Origin of the sequence: Cognatishimia activa (assembly GCF_017798205.1) — a bacterium.
Lineage (GTDB): Bacteria > Pseudomonadota > Alphaproteobacteria > Rhodobacterales > Rhodobacteraceae > Cognatishimia > Cognatishimia activa_A.
In genome coordinates this window covers 2338909-2361051 of record NZ_CP060010.1, presented here as the reverse complement: position 1 = coordinate 2361051, position 22143 = coordinate 2338909, and the positions used below count along the sequence as shown (strand labels likewise).

Sequence of the window (22143 nt, the reverse complement as noted above, 5' to 3'; positions counted from 1 at the left end):
ATGAAAAAGCTCCGCACGCTCTTTGCTCTTTTTAGTTTGGCAACGGTTTCAGCCACCGCGGGAGTCGCAGATCCAGACCGCGCGTGGATTTCGCTGGGATCCGCACATATCAGCGACAAAGACTTCGAACAGATCAATCCTGGACTTTTTCTGACATGGGAAGGCGAGCACCTTGGCTATACAGTTGGTGCCTTTCGCAATTCTTATGGCGGATTTTCAACAGCCGCTACCGTTGGGGCCCCTCTGATTTATAAAGACGACTTTGAGCTGTCGCTCTTCACCGGTCTTGCGACCTATCCCGGTTACGCGGATCGATTTCGGTTCTCGCAAGGCGATATCGTCGCGATTGCAGGAGCCTCGCTGCGATACAAAAATGTCTTCACACAGCTCTTCCCCGGCAACGGCAATAGCGTCAAACTGACCGCTTCCTTTGGCGTCACCTTTGATCTGGGTGAGTCGCCAAAACACTAGAAGCCCTCAAACATGAGCTCCGTTGGTGGCTGAGCCATTAGAGTATATATACGCGTTTCAGCGCCGTGGTTTAGGCGCTTGCAGCACGTCCGGAGTGTTCAATTTTTCAAGCACTCCCCTCAGCCCCCGCGCCCGGTCACGCCAGAAGCTAAGCGCTGCGCACAAATGCGCAACCCAGCGCGCAACATTATTGCGCGCTCGATTTTCTAACCATCTGAATTTTCGTGGAAATCCGCACAGCTTGTAAAATTAATTACGATAAATTCGTTAATTTCATGAATATTTTTACAAAAAAACGCAACGATGTGAATGACTTTGAGGAAATTTACAAAACTGTATGTATGCTCACCCTCAGATGCCGCGATGCGGCAATTCGCTTTGGGAGAGGCGAAGATTTTGGAGGAGACATTCATGTCAGACGTAGTTTCTGGCGCGGAAATTAACGCGCAGCCAGCACCGAAAACCCAACCCAAACCCCATGTAGACGCCGACGGATATGCGCAAATGTACGCGGCGTCTGTGACCGATCCAGACGCCTTTTGGGGCGAGCACGGTCAGCGCATTGACTGGATCAAACCCTTTACCAAAGTAAAGAACACCTCATTTGAACCCGGCAATATCGACATCCGCTGGTTTGAGGACGGCACGCTGAACGCAGCCGCCAATTGCACGGACCGTCATCTGGCGACACGTGGCGATCAAACCGCCATCATCTGGGAGCCGGATGATCCCAACACCACAGAATCGCTCCATATCACCTATGCGGATCTGCATCGCTCGGTGAGCAAGATGGCCAATGTCCTGAAAGGGCTTGGCGTTGAAAAAGGCGACCGCGTGGTAATCTATCTGCCGATGATCCCCGAGGCCGCCTATGCGATGCTGGCCTGCGCGCGGATCGGGGCCATTCATTCTATCGTTTTCGCGGGTTTCTCCCCGGACGCCCTAGGTGCGCGTATCAACGGATGCGACGCAAAACTCCTCATCACCGCTGATTTTGCACCTAGGGGCGGCCGTCAAACACCGCTGAAATCCAACGCAGATACCGCTCTGGCGACCTGCAAGGACTCGGTGCAATGTTTGGTGGTGAAACGCACCGGTGGCGAGGTCGCATGGACTGACCGCGATCACGATTGCAATGCTCTGATGGAGACGGCCTCCGACGACTGCCCCGCCGAGGAAATGAGCGCCGAAGATCCTCTGTTCATCCTCTACACCAGCGGCTCGACCGGCCAGCCCAAGGGCGTCGTGCATACGACCGGCGGCTACATGGTCTATGCATCGATGACGCATCAATACACCTTTGACTATCACGAGGGCGATGTTTTCTGGTGTACGGCGGATGTGGGCTGGGTCACGGGCCACAGCTATATCGTCTATGGCCCGCTGGCCAATGGCGCGACCACGATCATGTTCGAGGGCGTCCCAACCTATCCTGATGCAGGTCGTTTCTGGGAAGTCTGCGCCAAGCACAAAGTCAATCAATTCTATACAGCCCCCACCGCGATCCGTGCCTTGATGGGTGCAGGCAATGAGTGGGTTGAAAAGCACGATCTCTCTGATCTGCGTGTTCTTGGATCGGTCGGTGAACCGATCAACCCAGAAGCTTGGAACTGGTACAACGAGGTTGTCGGCAAAGGGAACTGCCCCATCGTAGACACCTTCTGGCAGACCGAAACCGGTGGTCACATGCTCACTCCCCTCCCCGGAGCAACGGACCTTAAACCGGGTGCTGCGCAACAGCCTTTCTTTGGCGTGCAACCCGTTGTACTGGAACCAACTTCTGGCGAAATCATCGAGGGCAATGGCGTCGAAGGCGTGCTCTGCATGAAAGACAGCTGGCCCGGTCAAATGCGCACGGTCTGGGGCGATCACGAGCGGTTCGAGAAGACTTATTTCTTGGATTACAAAGGCTATTATTTCTCGGGCGACGGCTGTCGTCGTGACGAAGATGGCGACTATTGGATCACTGGTCGCGTCGATGACGTGATCAACGTTTCGGGCCACCGGATGGGCACGGCCGAGGTGGAAAGCGCGCTGGTCGCACATGCCAAAGTCGCCGAGAGCGCCGTGGTCGGATATCCGCACGACGTCAAAGGGCAAGGCATCTATGCTTATGTCACCCTGATGAACGGCGAAGAGCCATCCGACGCGCTGCGCAAAGAGCTGGAAACCTGGGTCCGCTCAGAGATCGGACCAATTGCGAAGCCGGATCTGATCCAATGGGCACCAGGCCTGCCGAAAACACGTTCCGGCAAAATCATGCGCCGTATTCTGCGCAAGATTGCGGAGGACGATTTCGGCGCTTTGGGCGATACCTCGACACTCGCGGATCCGTCGGTCGTTGACGATCTGATCGCCAACCGCATGAACCGGGCGGACGCATAATGGACGGCGCGAACACCCCCGCCGTCGCCCCTGTTCTGATCCTGCTTGGCCCTCCCGGGGCCGGCAAGGGCACGCAGGCCCGTATGCTCGAAGAGAGCTTTGGTTTGGTCCAACTTTCTACCGGAGACCTCTTGCGCGCAGCGGTTGCTGCGGGCACCGAGGCTGGCAGAGCGGCGAAAGCCGTGATGGAGGCCGGCGGGCTGGTGAGCGATGACATCGTGATCGCGATCCTATCAGACAGGCTAGATGAGCCAGACTGCTCCAAGGGCGTGATCCTTGATGGCTTCCCGCGCACCACGGTGCAGGCCGATGCGCTTGGCGATCTGCTCGCGAAACGGGGCCAGAAAATCAACGCTGCCATCAGCCTCGAGGTTGATGACAGCGCCATGGTCGAACGGATTTCGGGACGTTTTACCTGCGGCAATTGCGGCGAAGGCTATCACGAAACATTCAAGCCAACCGCCACCGCAGGCACCTGCGACAAATGCGGCTCCACAGACATGAAACGGCGCGCGGACGACAAGGCAGAGACCGTCGCCCAGCGCCTGACGGCCTATCACGCGCAGACCGCGCCGCTGATTGCCTATTACGAGAATGCCGATGCGCTCACACGCATCGATGCAATGGGGGCGATTGAGGAGATCGCGTCCAACCTGAGCAATGTGGTCTCCAACGCCACTCAATAATGCTCAAAAGGCCCCCAACGAGGGCGGTGGGAAAAAGAAGGAGGACTTTCTAATCATGTCCCAAAACGACAACAACGCATATTGGGCAGCCAATGTGCGGCTCATTCGGATCAGCCTTATTATCTGGGCGCTGGTCTCTTTCGGGTTCGGGATTCTCCTGCGCCCCATGCTGTCCGGCATCTCTGTCGGCGGCAGCGATCTTGGCTTCTGGTTCGCCCAGCAAGGCTCGATCCTGGTCTTTCTGGCGCTGATCTTCTTTTACGCCTGGCGGATGAACAAGCTGGATCACGAATTCGGCGTGGACGAGGACTAAATTATGGATCAGTTTACTCTTAACCTGCTGTTTGTAGGCGCTTCTTTCGCGCTTTACATCGGCATCGCGGTTTGGGCCCGTGCGGGATCCACCTCGGAATTCTACGCAGCGGGTCGCGGCGTTCACCCTGTCACCAACGGTATGGCGACGGCAGCGGACTGGATGTCTGCGGCATCGTTTATTTCGATGGCGGGCCTGATTGCTTTCACCGGCTATGACAACTCGTCCTTCCTGATGGGCTGGACTGGCGGCTATGTGCTGCTGGCGCTTCTGCTGGCCCCTTACCTGCGGAAGTTCGGCAAGTTCACTGTGTCTGAATTCATCGGCGACCGTTTCTATTCCCCGACCGCGCGTCTGGTGGCTGTGATCTGTCTGCTGGTTGCCTCTATCACCTATGTGATCGGTCAGATGCAGGGCGTGGGCATTGCCTTTGGCCGCTTCCTTGAAATCGACGCCTTCTGGGGGCTGCTGATCGGCTCTTGTGTGGTTTTCGCCTATGCTGTTTTCGGCGGCATGAAGGGTGTGACCTATACGCAGGTGGCGCAGTATTGCGTTCTGATCACCGCTTATACAATCCCTGCGGTCTTTATTTCGCTGCAGCTGACAGGCACGCCGATCCCTGCGCTGGGTCTCTTTGGTGAGCACACCGGTTCTGGCGAGCCACTCTTGGTGAAACTGGACCAAATCGTCACTGATCTGGGCTTTAAGGAATACACAGCCGCGCATGGCTCGACCATCAACATGGTGCTCTTCACCCTGTCTCTGATGATCGGTACTGCGGGTCTGCCCCACGTGATCATGCGCTTCTTTACCGTTCCTAAGGTTTCTGATGCACGTTGGTCTGCGGGTTGGACGCTGGTGTTCATCGCCCTGCTCTATCTGACCGCTCCTGCGGTGGGTGCGATGGCGCGTCTGAACATCTCAGAGCTGATGTGGCCAAATGGCACGGATGGCGAAGCTGTGAGCGTCGAGCAAATCCAAACGGACCCTGAGTATGCCTGGATGGAAACCTGGCAGAAAACCGGTCTGCTGGATTGGGAAGACAAGAACGGCGACGGCAAGATCCAGTACTACAACGACAAGAGTGCGGACTTACAAGCTAAAGCAGAAGCCAACGGCTGGGCCGGCAACGAGCTGACCAAATTCAACCGTGACATTCTGGTTCTCGCGAACCCAGAAATCGCAAACCTGCCTGGTTGGGTGATCGGTCTGGTCGCGGCTGGTGGTCTGGCGGCGGCGCTGTCCACGGCAGCGGGTCTGTTGCTGGCAATCTCTTCGGCGGTGTCGCATGATCTGCTGAAAGGTCAGCTGACACCAAATATGTCTGAACGCTCTGAACTGATGGCAGCGCGTCTGTCTATGGCAGCGGCGATCGTGGTTGCGGTTCTGCTTGGCCTGAACCCTCCAGGCTTTGCAGCGCAAACCGTGGCCCTGGCCTTTGGCCTTGCCGCTGCCTCGATCTTCCCGGCGCTGATGATGGGGATCTTCTCGACCCGCATCAACAACGCGGGCGCGGTTGCGGGCATGCTGGCAGGTCTGGTTGTCACGCTGCTGTACATCTTCCTGCACAAAGGCTGGTTCTTTGTACCGGGCACCAACTCCTTCACGGATGCGGACCCGCTGCTTGGCCCAGTGAAGTCCACCTCCTTCGGCGTCATCGGCGCGGCGGTGAACTTTGGTGTCGCGTATGTCGTGTCTGGCATGACCAAAGAGACCCCACAGGAGATCAAAGATCTGGTCGAAAGCGTACGCATCCCACGCGGTGCGGGTGGCGCGGTCGACGGTCACTAAACAACATAGGCATCGCCGCAGCACTTGCGGCGGTGCCCTCCCCGCTTTACGCATACCCCCTAAACCAAGAGACCTAATCCCATGTTCATAGAGTTGATCGGCACAATCTTTGCAGGTATCGCCTGCGCCGGGATCGCCATGCTTGTGAACATCGCTTTGGGCCGTAGGTTGCCAAAATGGCTCATGCCCGTTGCCGCCGGAGCCGGCATGATCGGTATGACGATCTCCAATGAATACACATGGTTTGACCGCACCGCGGAAAACTTGCCCGAGGGTGTGGTGATCGCCACCAAGGTCGATGAGCAAAGCTGGTTGCGTCCCTGGACGCAAGTCTGGCCATACACCAAACGCTTTGCCGCCGTGGATACGGCCGCCACGCGCACCAATACGAACCTGCCGGACCAACGCCTGACCGACCTTTACTTCTTTGGCCGTTGGTCGCCGATCAGCCAAGCGCCGGTCTTGTTTGACTGTGCAAGCGCTCGGTCTGCTCTGCTGATCGATGGTGCAAACTTTGCTGCCGATGGCACTGTTGAGGACGCCGACTGGCAGGCTTTGAAGTCAGATGATCCATTGCTAAAGCTGGTCTGCGCGGCCTGAGACTCGGCCCTCGCAAGCATGTTTTGACGCGCCATACGCCCTTCAAATAGACGACGACAAAAGCAAAAAGGGGGCGCCGTGGCACCCCCATTATTTCGTTAGATTTGACGCGCTTACTTTTCGCCGTCGTCCATCCCGACATGCACATCCAGAAGAACCTGACGTTTCTCTTCCTGGATCACTTTCAGTGCGCGCTGCAATGCTGCTGGGAAATCCTCTGCCTTTTCAATAGTTTCAGCATAGCAACCGGAGGCACCCGCGATGTCGCCATAGCTTGGGGTCGGAGTAAACGGCACCATTGGCACGTGGTTGGCTTTGGATGCCTCGCCGTCTGGGTAGATATCCAAAGTGGAAATCCGCACCGCGTCCCAGCTGCCGTTGTTCAGGATGATGGTCAGCAAAGGCAGATGCTGTGCTGACGCAACCTGGTGGCATGCGATTGGGTTGGCAAACATATACGAACCATCACCAATTACGCAGACGGTCAGCTTGTCGCGATTGGCCAGTTGATAGCCAAGTGCTGCAGGAAGGCCCCAGCCCAGACCACCGGCCTGTGCGTTACCGAACCATTGGTTTGGACCTTTGACATTATAAAGCGGCAATGGGCCGCCGCGCTCGGCAAACACGGTGCCGTCGCCCAGAATGTCAGAAATACACTTTGCGATCCAAGGCTTGTTGGCCAAACCCTGAGAGCCCTGCTCGACTTTGGACGTCATACGCTCTCGGAACTTCGCGTGGCGCGCTTCGATCTCTTCCTGACGTGTGGCGTTGGGCTGACCAGGTAGTGCGGCACGCAGCGCCTTTAGGCCCGCAACCGTGTTACATGGGATCGCTGCGGTTGTTTTATAGCCCCGCACCGGGATCCGCGTGAACATAGGGTCCGGGCCCATATGGATGACCTCTGCATCTGCATTCGGGCTGGCTTTGGCTTCGATCCAGGCCACGCTTGCGTCGACGACCAGCACGACATCCGCATCAGGAATATGCGCTGCGATATTGCCGCCAACACCGTTTTTCCAATCGGTTGGCAGGACGTTGCGGGTCACAAAAACTTCGGACACAGCGATTGAGTTCTCTTCTGCAATCGCCATGATCTCGGCAGAGACTTCGCCGTCGACATCACCACGCGAACAAATGATCAGCGGATTCTTGGCCGCAGCCAGTTTCGCGGCAAGATCCGCAATCGCATCCGGATTTGGGTATGGAACCGCAGGGGCAACCTGGGTGGGAGCTCCCGGCATATCCGTCAGTTCGCAAAGGGGTTCGCGAGGAAGAGAGAGGTAGACGGCGCCCTGCGGTTCCATACGTGCAACCGAAGAACCTCGGCTGACAAGATCGGCTGCGTTTTCAGCGTAACGCAATTCATAATCCCATTTGACCGCTTCACGCACGATAGCGGTTTGGTCAAACATTTCCTGACCGTATTGGATCGGTGTGTGGCGGCTGCCCATGCGCTGCCCCTCAGTCAGAGGGTTGCGGCCGGACATCATAAAGATTGGTACATCATCGGAATGCGCGTTCAAAAGACCCATTGCGGCGTTGGCCAGGCCTACGTTCACGTGCACTGCAGCAGCCGCCATTTTGCCGGTTGCGAGGTAGTAGCCATGCGCCATGGTCACAACCACGTTTTCATGCGCGGCGGTGACGGCTTCTGGGATCTCTTCGCCGCCGGTCTTGGCGTAGGTCTCGATCACAGGTGCAAAGTCCGAACCCGGATTGATAAAGAGATAGTCGACCCCGTTGGATTTCAGGGAACGCAGGATCGCTTCGCCTGCGGAAACTTGTTCAGTCATAGGTAATCTCCATTCAATACGTCGCTTTTTAATGTCACCAGCGTCGCGAGGGTTTTGTTGAGAGGCGTTGGCACGCCAAGGTCTTCGCCTTGCCGCGCAACTTCGGCGCAGAGGCTGTCTATCTCTGTTGGACGGCGACCTTCGATGTCTTGCAGCATCGAGGCTTTATGTTCGCCGTGTTTGGCCATGGAGTTCGCCAGATGGTCAAACACCGGCTGGTATTCTGCACTCACGCCGCCTGCACGCGCCACGGCGACCACTTCGCTGGCGACCGCTTGTACCAGATCGCGTGCGTCCTGGTTGTTGGCCATCGATTTAACACGACCGCCGGTCAGCGCATTCACAGCATTCATCCCGCAATTAAACGCGGCCTTTTGCCAAATGACGGTATCCGCGCGGTCCGGTGCGAACTCTAGGGTAAAATGCGCAGACGTCTGAGCGAACTGGGCTGCTTTCTCTGAAGCAACCTCGTTCTTTGCACCAAAGACGATCCGGCCCACCGCCTGGCTGGCCACATGGCCATAATCAAGAAACCGTGCAGGCATCATTGTGCAACCATAAAGCAATTGTTCTTGAGGCACATGCGCGGCCAAACGCACTTCATTTCCAAGACCATTCTGCGCCGACATCACCATCGCCCCAGCCTCGATATGGCGGCGCGCGGATTTCAAAGCGGCGTCACTGTCGCAGGTCTTGGTCATCAGAATGATCAAGTCTTGCGCATGGCCCTCTTCGGGTCGGCAGGCAAACAGTGGTATGACATGGTTGCCGTCAACGGCATCGAACTTCAGCCCGTTGTCGTTGACCGCTTTCATATGAGCTTCATTGATGTCCCAAAGCTCGACGTCATTCCCGGCCAGCGCCAAGGAGCCGCCGACAGCGGATCCCAAAGCACCTGAACCGAGAATGCCGATTTTCATCAGTCTTCTCCGAAGATCCGAACGGTCACGGTCTGAGGCTGCGAGACGAACTCAAGGCTCAGCTTGCCGCCTTCTTCACCAAGTCCAGAGGCCCCCGCCCCGCTGAGCGGGCTCAGAAGGTCGCGGATCTGCCAGGAGTTGACCCAAGCGTGACCGACACGAATACGCGGCGCGACGCGATGTGCGCGGCTGATGTTTTCCGTCCAGATGCAGGTCCCAAGGCCGTAAACGGTGTCATTGGCTAGCGCGATGGCTTCTTCTTCGGTATCAAATGGTGCCACGTGCAGAACCGGGCCAAAGGCTTCGTTTTTCACAAAACGCGCATCTTCAGGCAGGCCGACCGCAATCGACGGCTGGATGAAGGCGCCATTGTCGCGCTCGTCGCCGAATTCAGGGATGCCGCCGCCAGCCACGAACTCGCCACCGTCTTCTTTGACCGTGTCCAGCAGTTCTTTCACCTTGTCACGGTGGCCATGGCTGACCAAGGGGCCGATGTTGAACCCATCGTGGTTTTTATCGCCGATGACGATGCTATTGGCGACCTCGGTCATGCGTTCAACGAATTCGTCATAACGCGAGCGATGCACATAGGCGCGCTCGGTGCAGAAACAGATCTGGCCGCAGTTAAAGAAGGCAGACCGCGTTGTGCCCTCGACGACTTTGTCCATATCCGCGTCTTCGAACACCAGAGAGGCATTCTTACCGCCCAGTTCCAGAGATACGCCGCGCATGCCATCTGCCGCGACTTTCATAATCGCGGTGCCGGTGCCGGTTTCGCCTGTGAAGGTGATGGCATCGACCTGCGGGTTCGCGGTCAGGAAGGCCCCTGCGCTGCCAACACCAAAGCCGTGCACCAGAGAAAAGGCACTGTCTGGGATGTCGGATTCTGCGATGACTTCGGCCAACACGGTGGCCGAGCTTGGGGTTTCTTCAGATGGTTTCAAAACAACCGAGTTCCCCATCACGAGGCCCGGCGCGACCTTCATGGAGGCCATCAGCAAAGGCACGTTCCAGGGGCAGATTGCTGCGATCACGCCCTTTGGACGGCGGGTTGTGTACCACAGACCCTGAAAGCCCATCTCGCCCTGAAAGGTCTTGGAGCGGTTTTCAAGCGACACTGCCAGATCCGCATAGGCGCGGAACAGGTTGGCCGCCCTCGCACCGTCAAAGTTGCACGCCTGCCAATAGCTGCGGCCAGTATCGGCCACATCGGCCTCCACCAGATCATCAACGCGTTTCAGCAAGCGATCCGAGAAATCATGAATGATCGCAAGGCGTTGCTTTAGAGGCATATTGCCCCATTCATTCGCCCGCGCACCAATCGAAACTTCGCGGCCTTTGGTAACCGCCTCGTCCACCATCTCTTGTGTGGCTTCGTGCACGGTCGCAACGACTTCGCCGTTGAAAGGGCTGCGCTTTTCAAAAGTCTTCTCAGACCCGACCCATTTTCCAGCGATCAGGTTCTTCAATTCTTTGGTCATTGGTACTTTCCTTTACGCGAAATGTTTCGGCCAGGGCCCTCGTTCGATGGCGTCGAGCATGGCTTGGCTGAGGGTGAACATCATGCTGGATTTTGCCGCGGCGGACTCGGGGCAATCCCACAGGTTTTTGGTCTCGTTCGGGTCGGCCTCTCGGTCATAGAGCTCGCCCATATCGAGGTCTTTGTAGACGGTCATGCGATGGGTGTCGGTGACCAGATGGCGCATGTTCGGCCGCTTGTCCAAACCCGGATAAACCTTGTTTTCCTCATGCTCGATCAGCACGAAGTCCCGCGCGCCCTCGCCGCCTTTGATCTGGTTCAGGAACGAACGTCCCTGAATACCGTAGTACGGCGTCAGCCCACAGCGTTCCAGGATCGTCGGCGCGATATCGACAGAGGCCGCGAGATCGTCCGCCGTCTTACCGCCCTCTTGGGTTGGATCGACCCAGATAAAGGGAACCCGGTTCACAGAGTCATGCGCAAACGGGCCTTTCAACAACAGATTGAACGCGCCCATATAGTCGCCGTGGTCGGAGTTGAAGATGATGATCGTATTGTCGAGCTTACCCGCGGCCTCAAGAGACTCGAGGATCTCGCCGACAGCGTCGTCAATCATCGTCATCATGCCCGCAGTCAGGGCCATAGCCTCTTTGACCTGCTGTGTTGACGCCATGAAGGACTGCTGCTCGTTCTTGGGCACTTCGCCCTGATCCATCAGCTCCTTCCAGCGCGCGAGCTGCGGTGGAGGGTTCTTATGGGCCTCATATGGCAGATCGACGTCGAAATCTTCGGGATCATACATGTCCCAATATTTACCGGGCGGCGTGAACGGGTGGTGCGGATCCGGGAAGGAGACAAAGGCAAAGAACGGATCTTCGCTGTCTTTTTGCTCTGCCAGATAGGCCTTGGCCTCTTCCTTGATGTAGGAGGTCGGATAGAGCTCTTCCGGAGTTTTCATCCGGTAGGCCTGAGGCACCGTGTAATCATGTGGCAACTGATTGTTGCGGTCACGATAGCTCGCCCAATTGTTGGACTTGCTGCGCAGCCATTGCAGGTAGTGACCGCCACATTGGTCGCTGTGATGCGTGACCATGCGAACGTGATCGAACCCATAGTATGGCTTTGGGAATTCGAACATTTCCCCAGTTTCATAATTGCTGGGATGTTCGTGTGTGTATTTGCCCCCATCGCATTTCTTTGCTTCGGGGAAATGGTCGTTGGCAACCCGCTCTTCGTCCGTGCGCACCGCTGGGGTATGGCCGAAGGGTTGCAGGTGGCTCTTGCCGATGGCGGCGGTGCGATACCCTGCGTCACGCAGGATATCGACAAAGGTATTTGCGTCAGCCGGAAGCGGCAGCCCGTTATGCCTCAGCCCATTCACCGACGGATAGCGCCCGGTAAAGATCGCCCCACGGTTCGGCATGCAGACCGGGGTGGTCACGTGGAACTGGGTAAACCGGGTTCCACGCTCGGCGAGCTTGTCGATGTTTGGCGTCTTGACCACCGGGTGGCCGGCGCACCCGAGCCAATCGGCTCGGTGCTGGTCAGTGATGATGTAGAGGATATTTGGGCGGTCACTCATGCTGTCGCCTCTTTCCGGTTCAGGACCGTGTAGTGCAGGAAGATCAGAGCCGCACTTGCGACAATCGCTGCACCGCTGATCGCGATGACTGGGCTGATCAGCGCCAGACCGACCGCTGCACGTGCTAGGGATTCCCAGGCAGGCATACGGGCTTTGTCAAACCGCGAGGCGGCAGAGGCCAGCATGTAGATCAACAGCATCAGACGCACGATCATGTAGAGGAACGGACCCATCGCGAATTCAGCGCCACCTTCGGCCACCAGAAGCATTTCTGGGTTGAAGGCGAACATGAATGGGATCGCAAAGATCACGATACCGATCCGCGTTGCGGCCACGGCAGTCCCGATCGCACCACCGCCAGAGATCGACGCCGCAGCGAAAGCTGCCATCGCGACCGGAGGCGTGATTGCGGATGCAACACCGAAGTAGAACACGAAGAAGTGCGCTGCGAGATCTGTCAGACCCAGAGAGGTCAGTGCTGGCCCAAGGATGATGATGATGGTCAGATACGCCGGCAGTGTCGGCATGCCCATCCCCAACGCCAGAGCAGCCAGAGCCGCAAAGATCAGAGCGACCAGCAGGTTATCGCCTGCAGATTGGCTAATCACTTTCGCGAATTCCAGAGGCAGACCGGTCGCACCCAGAACAGCCACGATGATACCAACGGTGCTGATCGCCATCAGCAGGCGACCAAAGGTCGTGCCGCCGCGGGCAAAGGCTTCGGCCACGGTCAGTGGGCGTTTGCGCATTTCAGGGTTCAGGAAGCTGATCACCAGCAGGATCGACAGAGCGATCATCGCGGAACCAGCAGCCGAGAAGCCTGCGATCAGACAGAAGACAACGGTGGAGATCGGCACAACAACAAGGATCAGGTTGATCCAGTCCTGCCCAGTGATCGGATCCATCTCGCTTTCCGCGGTCTCGCCGACGTTCAGGGAACGTGCTTCGAACACAACGGTTGTGAAGAGCGATGCGTAATAGGCCATCGCAGGGATGATCGCGGCTGTGATGATCAGCAAGTAATCCAGCTCGATGAAGTCCGCCATAACCAGTGCAGCGGCACCCATAATCGGAGGCATAATCTGACCACCGGTCGAGGCTGTTGCTTCGACGCCGCCCGCAAAGGCCGGAGAGAAGCCGCGCTTTTTGATCATTGGAATGGTGATAACACCGGTGCCAACCACGTTAGATACTGCAGAGCCCGAGATCGTCCCAAAGAGTGAGGACGCCATGATCGCTGCGTGTGCAGGGCCACCACGGAAGCGGCGCATCGCATGGAAGGACAGTTTGATCATGGAATGACCACCGCCGGTGCCTTCGAGAACCGCGCCCATAATGATGAACGGGAAGATGGTGCCGATCAGAATACCAAGGATCTTACCAAGGACACCGTCGCCGGTGTTATACCAAAGCTCTGGTGGGGTATCTTCGATGAAATCAGATCCCGCGTGGCCCAGAATGCCTGGCGCGTTTTCACCAAAGAAGAAATACAGCAGGGTTACCGCGCCAACAATGGCAAGAGGCAGACCCCAGAGGCGCCAGCAGAAATACAGGATGATGATACAGCCAATGACCGAGATCCAAGCGTGGCGCGCGTCAAAGAAGAACAGACCTTCGTTCAACTCGATCATCGCGACGTTGTAGTCATAGAGGGCGTAAAGACCTGCGACCAGAAGCGTGAAGTTAAAACCTGTCACAGCGACATCGCGAGGGTTGCTGGAAAAACGCGAGATGCTGATGGTGGCGATCACAAGCCCGACTGCGAGGACAAGTGGGTGAAGGGTTTCAGCGCCGATGATCCCGAAAGGAGACCGGATAGGGCCTAGGTCAGGAAGAGCATTGAAAAATCCCAGTAGTGCAAAAAAGAAACCAATCACCAGCAGAATGTTTCTCTGCATAGCTCCTTGGTGCGCGGCCTGATCAGCCATGGCACGTCTCCTTAAGAAAATTTTGGGTCGCTGAGTGAAGGCGGCAGCTCTGTGCCGCCTTCGAGAGCGAGAGCGCTATGATTAGGAAGCGTCTGGGCGCAGTTCCGCAGGAACTTCTACGCCAGCTTCTTCATAATAGCGGATTGCACCTGGGTGCAGTTTTGCTTTTTGCGAAACAAACGCGTTGCCCAGATTCAGTGGGGTCAGGCCTTTGTTTACGCTGTGTGCGTCGTCCAGGTTCTCGAACATCGCTTTAGTCAGTTGATATGCAACATCGTCGCTCATGTCTTTATTCACGCCCATGAACATAACATAGGCAGAGGACAGAACGTCTTCGTCAGCATTGACTTGGTTTGCGTATGTGCCGGCCGGCATCACGTCAGTCGCGCGACCTGGAACCTGCAGGTATTTCGCCCATGCATCGGTGCCGATAACCTCTTGAGGAACGGACAGGATGCGGAACTGTTTTGCAGAACCGAACTGGTCGATTGCCGCAGAACCCATGGTGCCGGTGCGCATGAACAGGTCAAACTTGCCATCTTCGAACGCTTGGTTTGCAGCGCCCCAGGCCAGTTTGATCGCTTCATAGTCTTCGCCAGCTTTATAGCCGGTGATTGCTTCGATCATGTCCATGGACTGACCGGATGCGGAACCCGCTGGTGGGCCAACAAAGACGCGCTTGCCTTTGATGTCTTCCCAAGATTCAACGCCAGAGTCAGCGTATGTCATTGGGTGATAGTGACCGCCCAGGAACGAGAACAGTGCACGTACGTTGCCAGATGCGGCAATCGCTTCTTCAGAAACTTTCTTGTATGGACCTTTGCCTTTGACCATTTTGTCATAGGCACCAGCAGGGATGCTGGCCATGTCGATAGAGCCGTTCGCGACTTTCAGAGCTGCGCGAGTCAGCGTCTGGTCGACGTTTACGCGGATCTCATGGTTGTCTGTCGCGTATTTGGACAGCAACTGAGGGACCAGCGCAGACAGACCAGCAGCAGAACCGCCCTCCGCCTTCAAAGTGTCAGCGAAAGAAGGCGCAGCGGCCGCGAGTGTCATAGATGCAGCGAAGGCTGCAGTTTTAAGGATGTTCATGGTTTCCTCCCAAATAATCCGACTCTGGTTCTTGCATAAAAGCTGAGCACAAAAGAAATTGAAAAACCACCTTTGGTTATGCATATATTTATAACCATGGATTCTCGCCTGCTTGTTCACCTTGCCGTCGCCATTGATCTTGGCTCATTAAATCGCGCAGCCCAGCGGCTGAATGTGACCCAACCGACGCTCACGCGCAGCATCAAGATCATCGAAGACCGCGTCGGCGCGCCTGTTCTGATCCGCGAAAGTTCTGGTGTTGTGGCGACCGATATTGGTGAAAAGCTCGCCGAGAAAGGTCGCGCTGTTTTGTCGGAATCGGAATCCGCAGATGATGCCGTCAGGCTTTGGCGTGACGGGCAATTGTCTGAAATACGGCTGGGCCTCGGCCCGCTTCTGGCGGCGACACTGCTTCCGCAACTGACCGAGCTTTATATGCGGCGCAAATGGCCCTATCGCCTGCGCCTTCACAGTGCCTCTGCTGCACCTTTGATCCGGCGGTTGAATGACCACAGGCTGGATATGGCCCTCGCGCCCGCCCAGCTTCGCCTGCATCAAGAAAGGCTTGTTCAAGAAGTGGTCTTCAAGGATCGGCTCAAGATTTTTGCGGGGACAAAATCGCCCCTGTCAAAGCCGAACGCCAAAGTCACGCGCGCTGACCTCGAGAATGGGAACTGGTTGATCGCGGGGGCCCGCGCGGGAATCCACGGCACCGAAGAAGAGATTTTCCAGTACCTTGGAATCGAGCCCAAACGTATTCGCATGGCGATTTCCGGTGATTTGCAGATCCCTTTGCATTTGCTCAAGACTACTGATGCGCTGATCGCCCTGCCAGAGCGTCTGACCAATGCCGCAGGGGATCTTGGTGGCGCGCGTATTATCGACTTTGACTTCCCCGAAATTCGGCGCGACATCGCGCTTTGGATGCGCAAGACAGATCAGAATAGAACCGAGTATCTGCATTTTAGAAAAGTACTCTTGGAATATCTTGAAGAAAAACAATAGCCGCAGCTTGTTACCGCGCTTCGCCATTGGCGTTATTTCAGAACCCTGGAAAACCTTCGCGCCTCGCGAGAACAGTCAAATAGCCTTTCAACCACACGGACATGTGATCAGCGCAAACTTTCGCTTGACGTTCCGCCTCATTTGCCGAGGCTGTTAACGTTACCAACATGGGTGGGAGTGCAAATATGAGTATCCAAACATTTAAACGCAGCGCCTTGGTCGGCACGGCGTTGCTCGTCAGCGCCGCAGGCGCCTCGGCGGAGAGTTTTAAGTGGGCGTCCAATACTGATCCACAAACCATGGACCCGCATGCCGTGAACTCGGCCCCGGTTCTGTCGTTCCTGAACAATATCTACGAAGGCCTCGTGCGTCGAAACCAAGGCATGGCAATCGAAGGCTCGCTGGCAGAATCCTGGGAGCCGCTGGATGGCGAGGACGGATGGCGGTTTTACCTGCGTCAGGGCGTCACTTTCCAGGATGGCTCTGCGTTCAATGCAGAAGACGTGATGTTCTCTTATCAGCGCGCGTCAAGCGAAGCGGCTGACGTCCGGTCTTGGTTTGCGCCTGTCAAAGAGGTGCGCGTTGTGGATGACTACACAGTCGACTTCGTCACCAACGCGCCAAACCCACTGTTTCCGGATTCTATCGCCAACTTCATGATCCTGGATAAGGGCTGGGCCGAAGCGAATGGTGCCGAACTGCCTGCGCGTGATGCGGAAAACTTCGCGACGATGAACGTCAATGGCACAGGGCCGTTCACGCTCGCCAGCCGCGATCCGGGCGTCAAAACCGTTCTGGTTCCTAACGCCAACTGGTGGGGTGACGTCGAGCATAACGTAACCGAAGCGACCTTCACGCCGATTGGCAATGCAGCCACCGGATTGGCGGCGCTCTTGTCCGGTGAGATCGACTTCATCCAGCCAATTCCTTTGCAGGACGTTGCGCAGGTCGAAAGCCGCGATGGCTTCAAAGTGCTGGAGGGCGAAGAAACACGTGTGATCATGTTCGGCTTTGGCCATGAGCACGAAGAGCTGCTTTATTCGACCGATGTAACCGGCACGAACCCCTTCCAGGACGTACGCGTTCGCATGGCGGCAGCGCATGCCATCGACATCGCCTCCATCGATCGTGTTCTGTTCCGCGGCAAGATCGACGGCGCGTCGCAATTGGTCCCGGCGGGCATTTCTGGTTACTCCGAGGCGAACTCAACGCGCCCGGCCTATGACCCAGAAAAAGCCAAGTCCCTGCTTGCGGAAGCCGGTTATCCAAACGGGTTCAGCTTTGGTCTGAAGTGCCCGAACGACCGCTACATCAACGATGAAGCACTCTGCCGCGCTGCTGCCTCTATGTTTGCCGCAGTCGGTCTGAATGCCGAACTGAGCACCGGTCCGGTACGTGACTACTGGCCTCAGCTGCGTGCGGATGAGTTTGACATGTACCTTCTGGGCTGGTCGCCAGGTACTTTTGACATGGAACACCCAATTCGCTTTCTGATGTCGACGCCGAACTCTGAAAAGAAACTGGGGTCCTGGAACTTTGGTGGCTATTCCAACGCGCGTGTTGATGAACTCTTGCCAGGCATTCAGCGTGAGGTCGATCCAGCCGCACGTCAGGCGATGGTTGATGAGGTCGTTGCGATCACCCAAGAAGAAGTGGCATATATCCCGCTTTATACCCAACCCCTGATCTGGGCGGCAAAAGACAATGTTGATCTGACACAACGTGCGGACAACTTCTTTATGCTGCGTTGGGTAACTGTGAACTAAGGCACTGAAAACTAAGAAAAGCGATGGCATATTTTATCCTAAAGCGGCTGGTCCAATCAGTCTTCGTGATGATCGCCGTCGCTTTTCTTGCCTTTTCCCTGTTCCGGTTTGTGGGGGATCCCATCACCCAGATGACCGGCGTGGAAACGGCGATCGAAGACCAGGAACGGCTGCGCGAAGAATTGGGATTGAACGATCCCTTCGTGGTTCAGTTCTACCGATTTACCGGTGACATGTTGCAAGGCGACTTCGGCTACTCGTACCGGACCCGTCAGTCAGTCGGGGAAATGATCGCCTCTCGCATTCCTGCAACTTTGGAACTTGGCACGGTCGCCTTGTTGATTTCCCTGATCGTCGGCATTCCGACGGGTGTTTACACGGCGTTGCGACCAAGGGGCTTTGCGACCCAATCGATATTGCTGACCACATTGGTGGGTGTTTCGATACCGACATTTGTGATCGGGATCATGTTGATATTCCTGTTCGGCGTGCAATTGGGATGGCTGCCGACGTTCGGGCGCGGCGGCACTGTTCAGATCGGCGGATGGGAATCCTCTCTGTTCACAATCGACGGCTGGCGTGCCTTGCTTCTGCCCGCGATCACGCTGGGCGTGTACCAACTGACCCTCACGATGCGGCTTGTGCGCGCCGAGATGATGGAGGTTCTGCGCTCGGACTATATTCGCTTTGGGATGGCCCGAGGCGTGCCGATGCGGAGCCTCTATTTCAGACACGCTCTGTCCAATACGATGGTGCCGGTGATCACGATCATCGGCCTTCAGTTTGGCGGCGTGATTGCGTTTTCGATTGTAACCGAAAGCGTCTTTCAATGGCCGGGTATGGGGCTGTTATTTCTGGAAAGCATCCGATTTGTCGACATCCCTGTGATGGGCGTTTACCTCGTCGTGATCGCCTTCTTCTTTGTCCTCGTGAACCTGATCGTTGACCTTCTGTACGTAGCGATTGACCCGCGTTTGCGGATTAAGGATGAGTCATGAGGGAGTTCATCAAACGATACGAAGGGCTTTGGCTGTTCTCAAGATCACCTGCGGCCATAATCGCAGCGATCGTCGCGGTCCTGTCCATTCTGGGCGCGGTCTTTGCACCCCTCATCGCACCTGCCAATCCCTATGATCTTGCCTCTTTCAGCCTGATGGACGGGCTGTTGCCGCCGATTTGGGAGGAGTTCGGCAACCCGAAGTTCCTGTTGGGAACAGACGATCAGGGCCGCGATATGGTGTCCTCGATCCTTTACGGCGCGCGTCTGTCTTTGATAATCGGACTGTCGGCCATGGCGATCGCCACAGTCCTAGGCGTTGGTCTGGGTCTAGCCGCCGGGTATTACGGCGGGCGCTTTGATATGATCGTGATGCGCATCGCGGACATCCAATTGGCGCTGCCCGCGATCCTTACTGCTCTGTTGATTGACGGTATCGCGCGGGGTGTTTTGCCGTCTGAAATGCAACAAGATCTGCGGGTAGCCGTTCTGACGCTCGCGATCGCCCTGTCGCTTTGGGTCAACTTCGCGCGGACAGCCCGCGCGTCGACCTTCGTTCAAATGCAAAAGGAATACGTGCAGGCCGCCATCATCACCGGCCAACGCCCAATCCGCGTGATGTTCGTGCATATCCTGCCCAATATTCTGGGACCGCTCTTGGTTATTATGACGGTCGATCTCGCCTCGGCGATCCTTCTGGAGGCCACCCTGTCATTTCTCGGGATCGGCCTGCCTGCGGACAGCCCCTCGCTGGGAACCCTGATCCGCATCGGCATGCAGTTCATGCTCTCTGGCGAATGGTGGATCCTGTGGATCCCGACCTTGTTCCTTGTGGCCTTGGTGGTCTCAATCAACATCCTCGGGGATTTCCTGCGCGATGTCTTTAATCCGAGGTTACGCTGAGATGCTGAATGTAGAAGGCCTTACCGTTCGCTTCCCCTCGCGTTTCGGGGACATCACGGCAATCGAAGATGTCACCATGTCCGTTCAGCCCGGAGAGATCCACGGGCTGGTCGGAGAAAGCGGTGCTGGGAAATCCACAGTCGGCGCCGCAATCATCGGGCTTTTGCAATCACCTGGATATGTCGCCGAAGGGTCTATGTCATTGGGCGACACGGATCTCAGACGTTTAAGCCCGGTTGAGGCCCATCACCTGCGCGGCAAGCGGATTTCGATGATTTTTCAGGATCCGCAAACCAGCCTAAACCCGCTGATGCGCGTCGAAGATCAGCTGATCGAGACCATGCAGGCCCATGAGGAAATCTCAACCAAAGCGGCCCGCGCCCGCGCCGTTGATATTCTGGAAGAGATCGGCATCCAAAACGCGTCGGAGCGCATCACAGCCTTTCCACATCAGTTCTCTGGCGGCATGCGTCAACGTGTGGTCATTGCGCTTGCGCTCTGCACCAATCCGGATCTGATCATTGCCGATGAACCTACCACAGCGCTGGATGTAGCAGTGCAAAGTCAGGTTCTTGACCTGATCAAGGGTTTGGCCCAAAGCCGCAAAATTGGGTTCATATTGATCACGCATGATATTGGCGTCATCGCTCAGATTGCAGATCGCGTGTCGGTGATGCGCCATGGCAAGCTTCTGGAGTCTGGCGAGACAAAACAGGTACTGCGCAATCCTAAACACCCATACACACGCGCGCTTTTGGATGCGGTGCCGCCGTTGGATAGGAAACTTGAAAGGTTTCGAGTTCCCAAGGAAAGCCCAACGTCTGGCGGCGACGACTTAGGCGACGTCGCCGAGCGCTGGCTCTTGGAGGGGACGGCGCAAGACAAGATTGGGCTTAAGATCGATGGCCTCTGCGTCGATTTTCCTGGCGTAAGAACCTCACTCTGGCGCAAACCAAGCCCGTTCACCGCGCTCAAGGACGTTAGTTTTGAGGTCAAGCCAGGCGGGATCACCGGTCTGGTTGGGGAAAGTGGTTCGGGGAAATCAACGCTCGCCAAAGCGATCACAGGACTGGTGAACCCAACCTCTGGAACAATGATCCTCGGCAACGAAGTTTTGCCAGATGGCACAAAACGCGGGCGGACCCACCCCTCTCGTCAGATCGTACAGATGATCTTTCAAGACCCCTACTCTAGTCTGAATTCCCGCCACAGAATTGGAGCGATACTGGCTGAGCCTCTGTGGCTCTATGGGCTGGTTCCTGACGCCAAAGAAAGACGCGATATCGCGGCGGCGATGCTGGAACTAGTGGGCATGTCACCGGATGCAATCGATAAATACCCGCATCAGTTCTCCGGCGGGCAACGTCAACGTATTGCGGTTGCCAGAGCGCTCCTTGCGCGCCCAAGGTTCCTGATCTGCGATGAACCCACTTCTGCGCTGGATGTGTCGATTCAGGCCGAAATTCTGAACCTTTTGAAAGACTTGCAGTCCAAATTCGGCTTGTCCATTTTGTTCATCAGCCACAACCTCGCGGTTGTTCGCCAGATGTCAGATGATGTGGTCGTTCTTCGAAATGGGCGCATTGAAGAGGCCGGACCCGCGGATCAAGTGTTTGACCATCCAAAGTCGAACTATGCGATCGATCTGCTTTCACTAACACCCGTTGTGCCGACGTTTTGAAGACCTCGATGCATTCACAATGAAACACCCCAGGGACACAGCCCTTCGACCTTGCGACGCCCAAGGTTTTCTAGCGTCTTAATGTTGTCTTCATAGATCTTTTGCGGGTTTGACACATGGCTTAGAACCTTGGTCATCTGATCTTGCCGCAGCAGTTGTATCGTCGGATAGGGCGCGCGGTTGGTAAAGTGGCTTAGATCCTCTGACGCCACGCTCTCAAACTGATACTGAGGATGAAACGACGCGAGTTGCACATGCTCTGTTAGCTCAGCTTGCTCCAACAACTGCTGAAACCAATCAAGCAAACTGAGGTAGTCTTCGAACGCGTCCTGACCCTGGGGAAATATGAGCAAGCTGGTGGCGATATCGTTTTCATGTGTCGCGAGCAGACGTTGCAATTCGTTCAGATAGAACTGATGAATCTCGGCATCATCCACCGCATCACAGACCGCAAAATACACTTGATCTCGGGCAATGACGCTCGCGGAGAACGGACATAGGTTCAAACCCACAACCATCTGTTCAAGCCACTGTTGGGTCACTTTGACCACGGCTTGATATGCCAGTGGCAGCGTTGCTAACTCAGGTTTTGTAATGTGCGAGCCCTCGTCAGAGTGATTGGCATAAAGTAGCTTACCCAAAGCCCTAACTATTCGGGGGCTTTTCGTAAACTCCTGCCGAGAAATTGTTCGCGAGGTTCAAGCGACGATTGTACCCGCTCAAACAGTCTCGCGGGTACAACGACCTGCC

At 56.3% G+C, this 22143-nt stretch carries 18 protein-coding genes; 11 read left to right on the top strand and 7 right to left on the bottom strand.

The window, feature by feature from the left end; all coding sequences use genetic code 11:
• The 6 genes from HZ995_RS11565 (at window position 1) to HZ995_RS11540 (ending at window position 6246) form a co-directional block, all read left to right on the top strand.
• Window positions 1-471 (top strand): hypothetical protein, encoded by a 471-nt coding sequence (locus HZ995_RS11565; RefSeq protein WP_209355806.1) that lies wholly within the window; start codon window positions 1-3, stop codon window positions 469-471.
• Window positions 472-975: 504 nt separating this feature from the next.
• Entirely contained in the window at window positions 976-2856 is a 1881-nt protein-coding gene (gene acs / locus HZ995_RS11560) for an acetate--CoA ligase (protein WP_432417991.1), read from the top strand.
• Window positions 2856-3542, top strand: a complete 687-nt coding sequence (locus tag HZ995_RS11555; RefSeq protein ID WP_209355804.1) for an adenylate kinase — start codon at window positions 2856-2858, stop codon at window positions 3540-3542. Before acs ends, HZ995_RS11555 begins: the two co-directional genes overlap by 1 nt.
• Window positions 3543-3597: 55 nt before the next feature.
• Entirely contained in the window at window positions 3598-3855 is a 258-nt protein-coding gene (locus HZ995_RS11550; protein WP_209355803.1) for a DUF4212 domain-containing protein, read from the top strand.
• 3 nt (window positions 3856-3858) lie between these two features.
• Window positions 3859-5646, top strand: coding sequence for a sodium:solute symporter family protein (locus HZ995_RS11545; protein ID WP_209355802.1), 1788 nt, complete (start codon window positions 3859-3861; stop codon window positions 5644-5646).
• An 81-nt stretch (window positions 5647-5727) separates the two neighbouring features.
• Entirely contained in the window at window positions 5728-6246 is a 519-nt protein-coding gene (locus tag HZ995_RS11540; protein WP_209355801.1) for a hypothetical protein, read from the top strand.
• Between the two features lie 113 nt (window positions 6247-6359).
• On the opposite strand, the gene HZ995_RS11535 is transcribed toward HZ995_RS11540, so the two are convergent.
• From HZ995_RS11535 to HZ995_RS11510, 6 genes are all read right to left on the bottom strand, one after another.
• A complete protein-coding gene (locus HZ995_RS11535; protein ID WP_209355800.1) occupies window positions 6360-8039 on the bottom strand; it encodes a thiamine pyrophosphate-requiring protein in 1680 nt (559 codons plus the stop codon).
• Window positions 8036-8959: a ketopantoate reductase family protein gene (locus tag HZ995_RS11530; protein WP_209355799.1), complete on the bottom strand. Its 924-nt coding sequence runs from the start codon at window positions 8957-8959 to the stop codon at window positions 8036-8038. Before HZ995_RS11530 ends, HZ995_RS11535 begins: the two co-directional genes overlap by 4 nt.
• The gene (locus HZ995_RS11525) at window positions 8959-10440 is read right to left on the bottom strand and encodes an aldehyde dehydrogenase family protein (RefSeq protein ID WP_209355798.1); all 1482 of its coding nucleotides are present in this window, start codon (window positions 10438-10440) and stop codon (window positions 8959-8961) included. Before HZ995_RS11525 ends, HZ995_RS11530 begins: the two co-directional genes overlap by 1 nt.
• 12 nt (window positions 10441-10452) lie before the next feature.
• Complete coding sequence (locus tag HZ995_RS11520; RefSeq protein WP_209355797.1) at window positions 10453-12021, bottom strand: sulfatase family protein; 1569 nt, start codon at window positions 12019-12021, stop codon at window positions 10453-10455.
• Complete coding sequence (locus tag HZ995_RS11515; protein ID WP_209355796.1) at window positions 12018-13949, bottom strand: TRAP transporter permease; 1932 nt, start codon at window positions 13947-13949, stop codon at window positions 12018-12020. The genes HZ995_RS11520 and HZ995_RS11515 overlap by 4 nt, the downstream gene beginning before the upstream one ends.
• Before the next feature lie 81 nt (window positions 13950-14030).
• On the bottom strand, window positions 14031-15041 hold the full coding sequence (locus tag HZ995_RS11510) for a TAXI family TRAP transporter solute-binding subunit (protein ID WP_209355795.1): 1011 nt from the start codon (window positions 15039-15041) through the stop codon (window positions 14031-14033).
• A gap of 96 nt (window positions 15042-15137) precedes the next feature.
• On the opposite strand from HZ995_RS11510, the gene HZ995_RS11505 reads away from it, so the two are divergent.
• The 5 genes from HZ995_RS11505 to HZ995_RS11485 all read left to right on the top strand — a co-directional run bounded on the left by HZ995_RS11505 (window position 15138) and on the right by HZ995_RS11485 (window position 21393).
• Window positions 15138-16046, top strand: coding sequence for a LysR family transcriptional regulator (locus HZ995_RS11505; protein WP_209355794.1), 909 nt, complete (start codon window positions 15138-15140; stop codon window positions 16044-16046).
• Between the two features lie 185 nt (window positions 16047-16231).
• Window positions 16232-17812 (top strand): ABC transporter substrate-binding protein, encoded by a 1581-nt coding sequence (locus tag HZ995_RS11500; RefSeq protein WP_209355793.1) that lies wholly within the window; start codon window positions 16232-16234, stop codon window positions 17810-17812.
• Window positions 17813-17835: 23 nt separating this feature from the next.
• Complete coding sequence (locus HZ995_RS11495) at window positions 17836-18810, top strand: ABC transporter permease (RefSeq protein WP_209355792.1); 975 nt, start codon at window positions 17836-17838, stop codon at window positions 18808-18810.
• Complete coding sequence (locus tag HZ995_RS11490; protein ID WP_209355791.1) at window positions 18807-19712, top strand: ABC transporter permease; 906 nt, start codon at window positions 18807-18809, stop codon at window positions 19710-19712. Before HZ995_RS11495 ends, HZ995_RS11490 begins: the two co-directional genes overlap by 4 nt.
• Window positions 19687-21393 (top strand): ABC transporter ATP-binding protein, encoded by a 1707-nt coding sequence (locus tag HZ995_RS11485; RefSeq protein ID WP_348521211.1) that lies wholly within the window; start codon window positions 19687-19689, stop codon window positions 21391-21393. The genes HZ995_RS11490 and HZ995_RS11485 overlap by 26 nt, the downstream gene beginning before the upstream one ends.
• A gap of 14 nt (window positions 21394-21407) precedes the next feature.
• Here the strand turns inward: HZ995_RS11485 and HZ995_RS11480 are convergent, their stop codons facing one another.
• Complete coding sequence (locus HZ995_RS11480; protein WP_245168655.1) at window positions 21408-22034, bottom strand: DUF1415 family protein; 627 nt, start codon at window positions 22032-22034, stop codon at window positions 21408-21410.
• Window positions 22035-22143 lie beyond the last annotated feature (109 nt).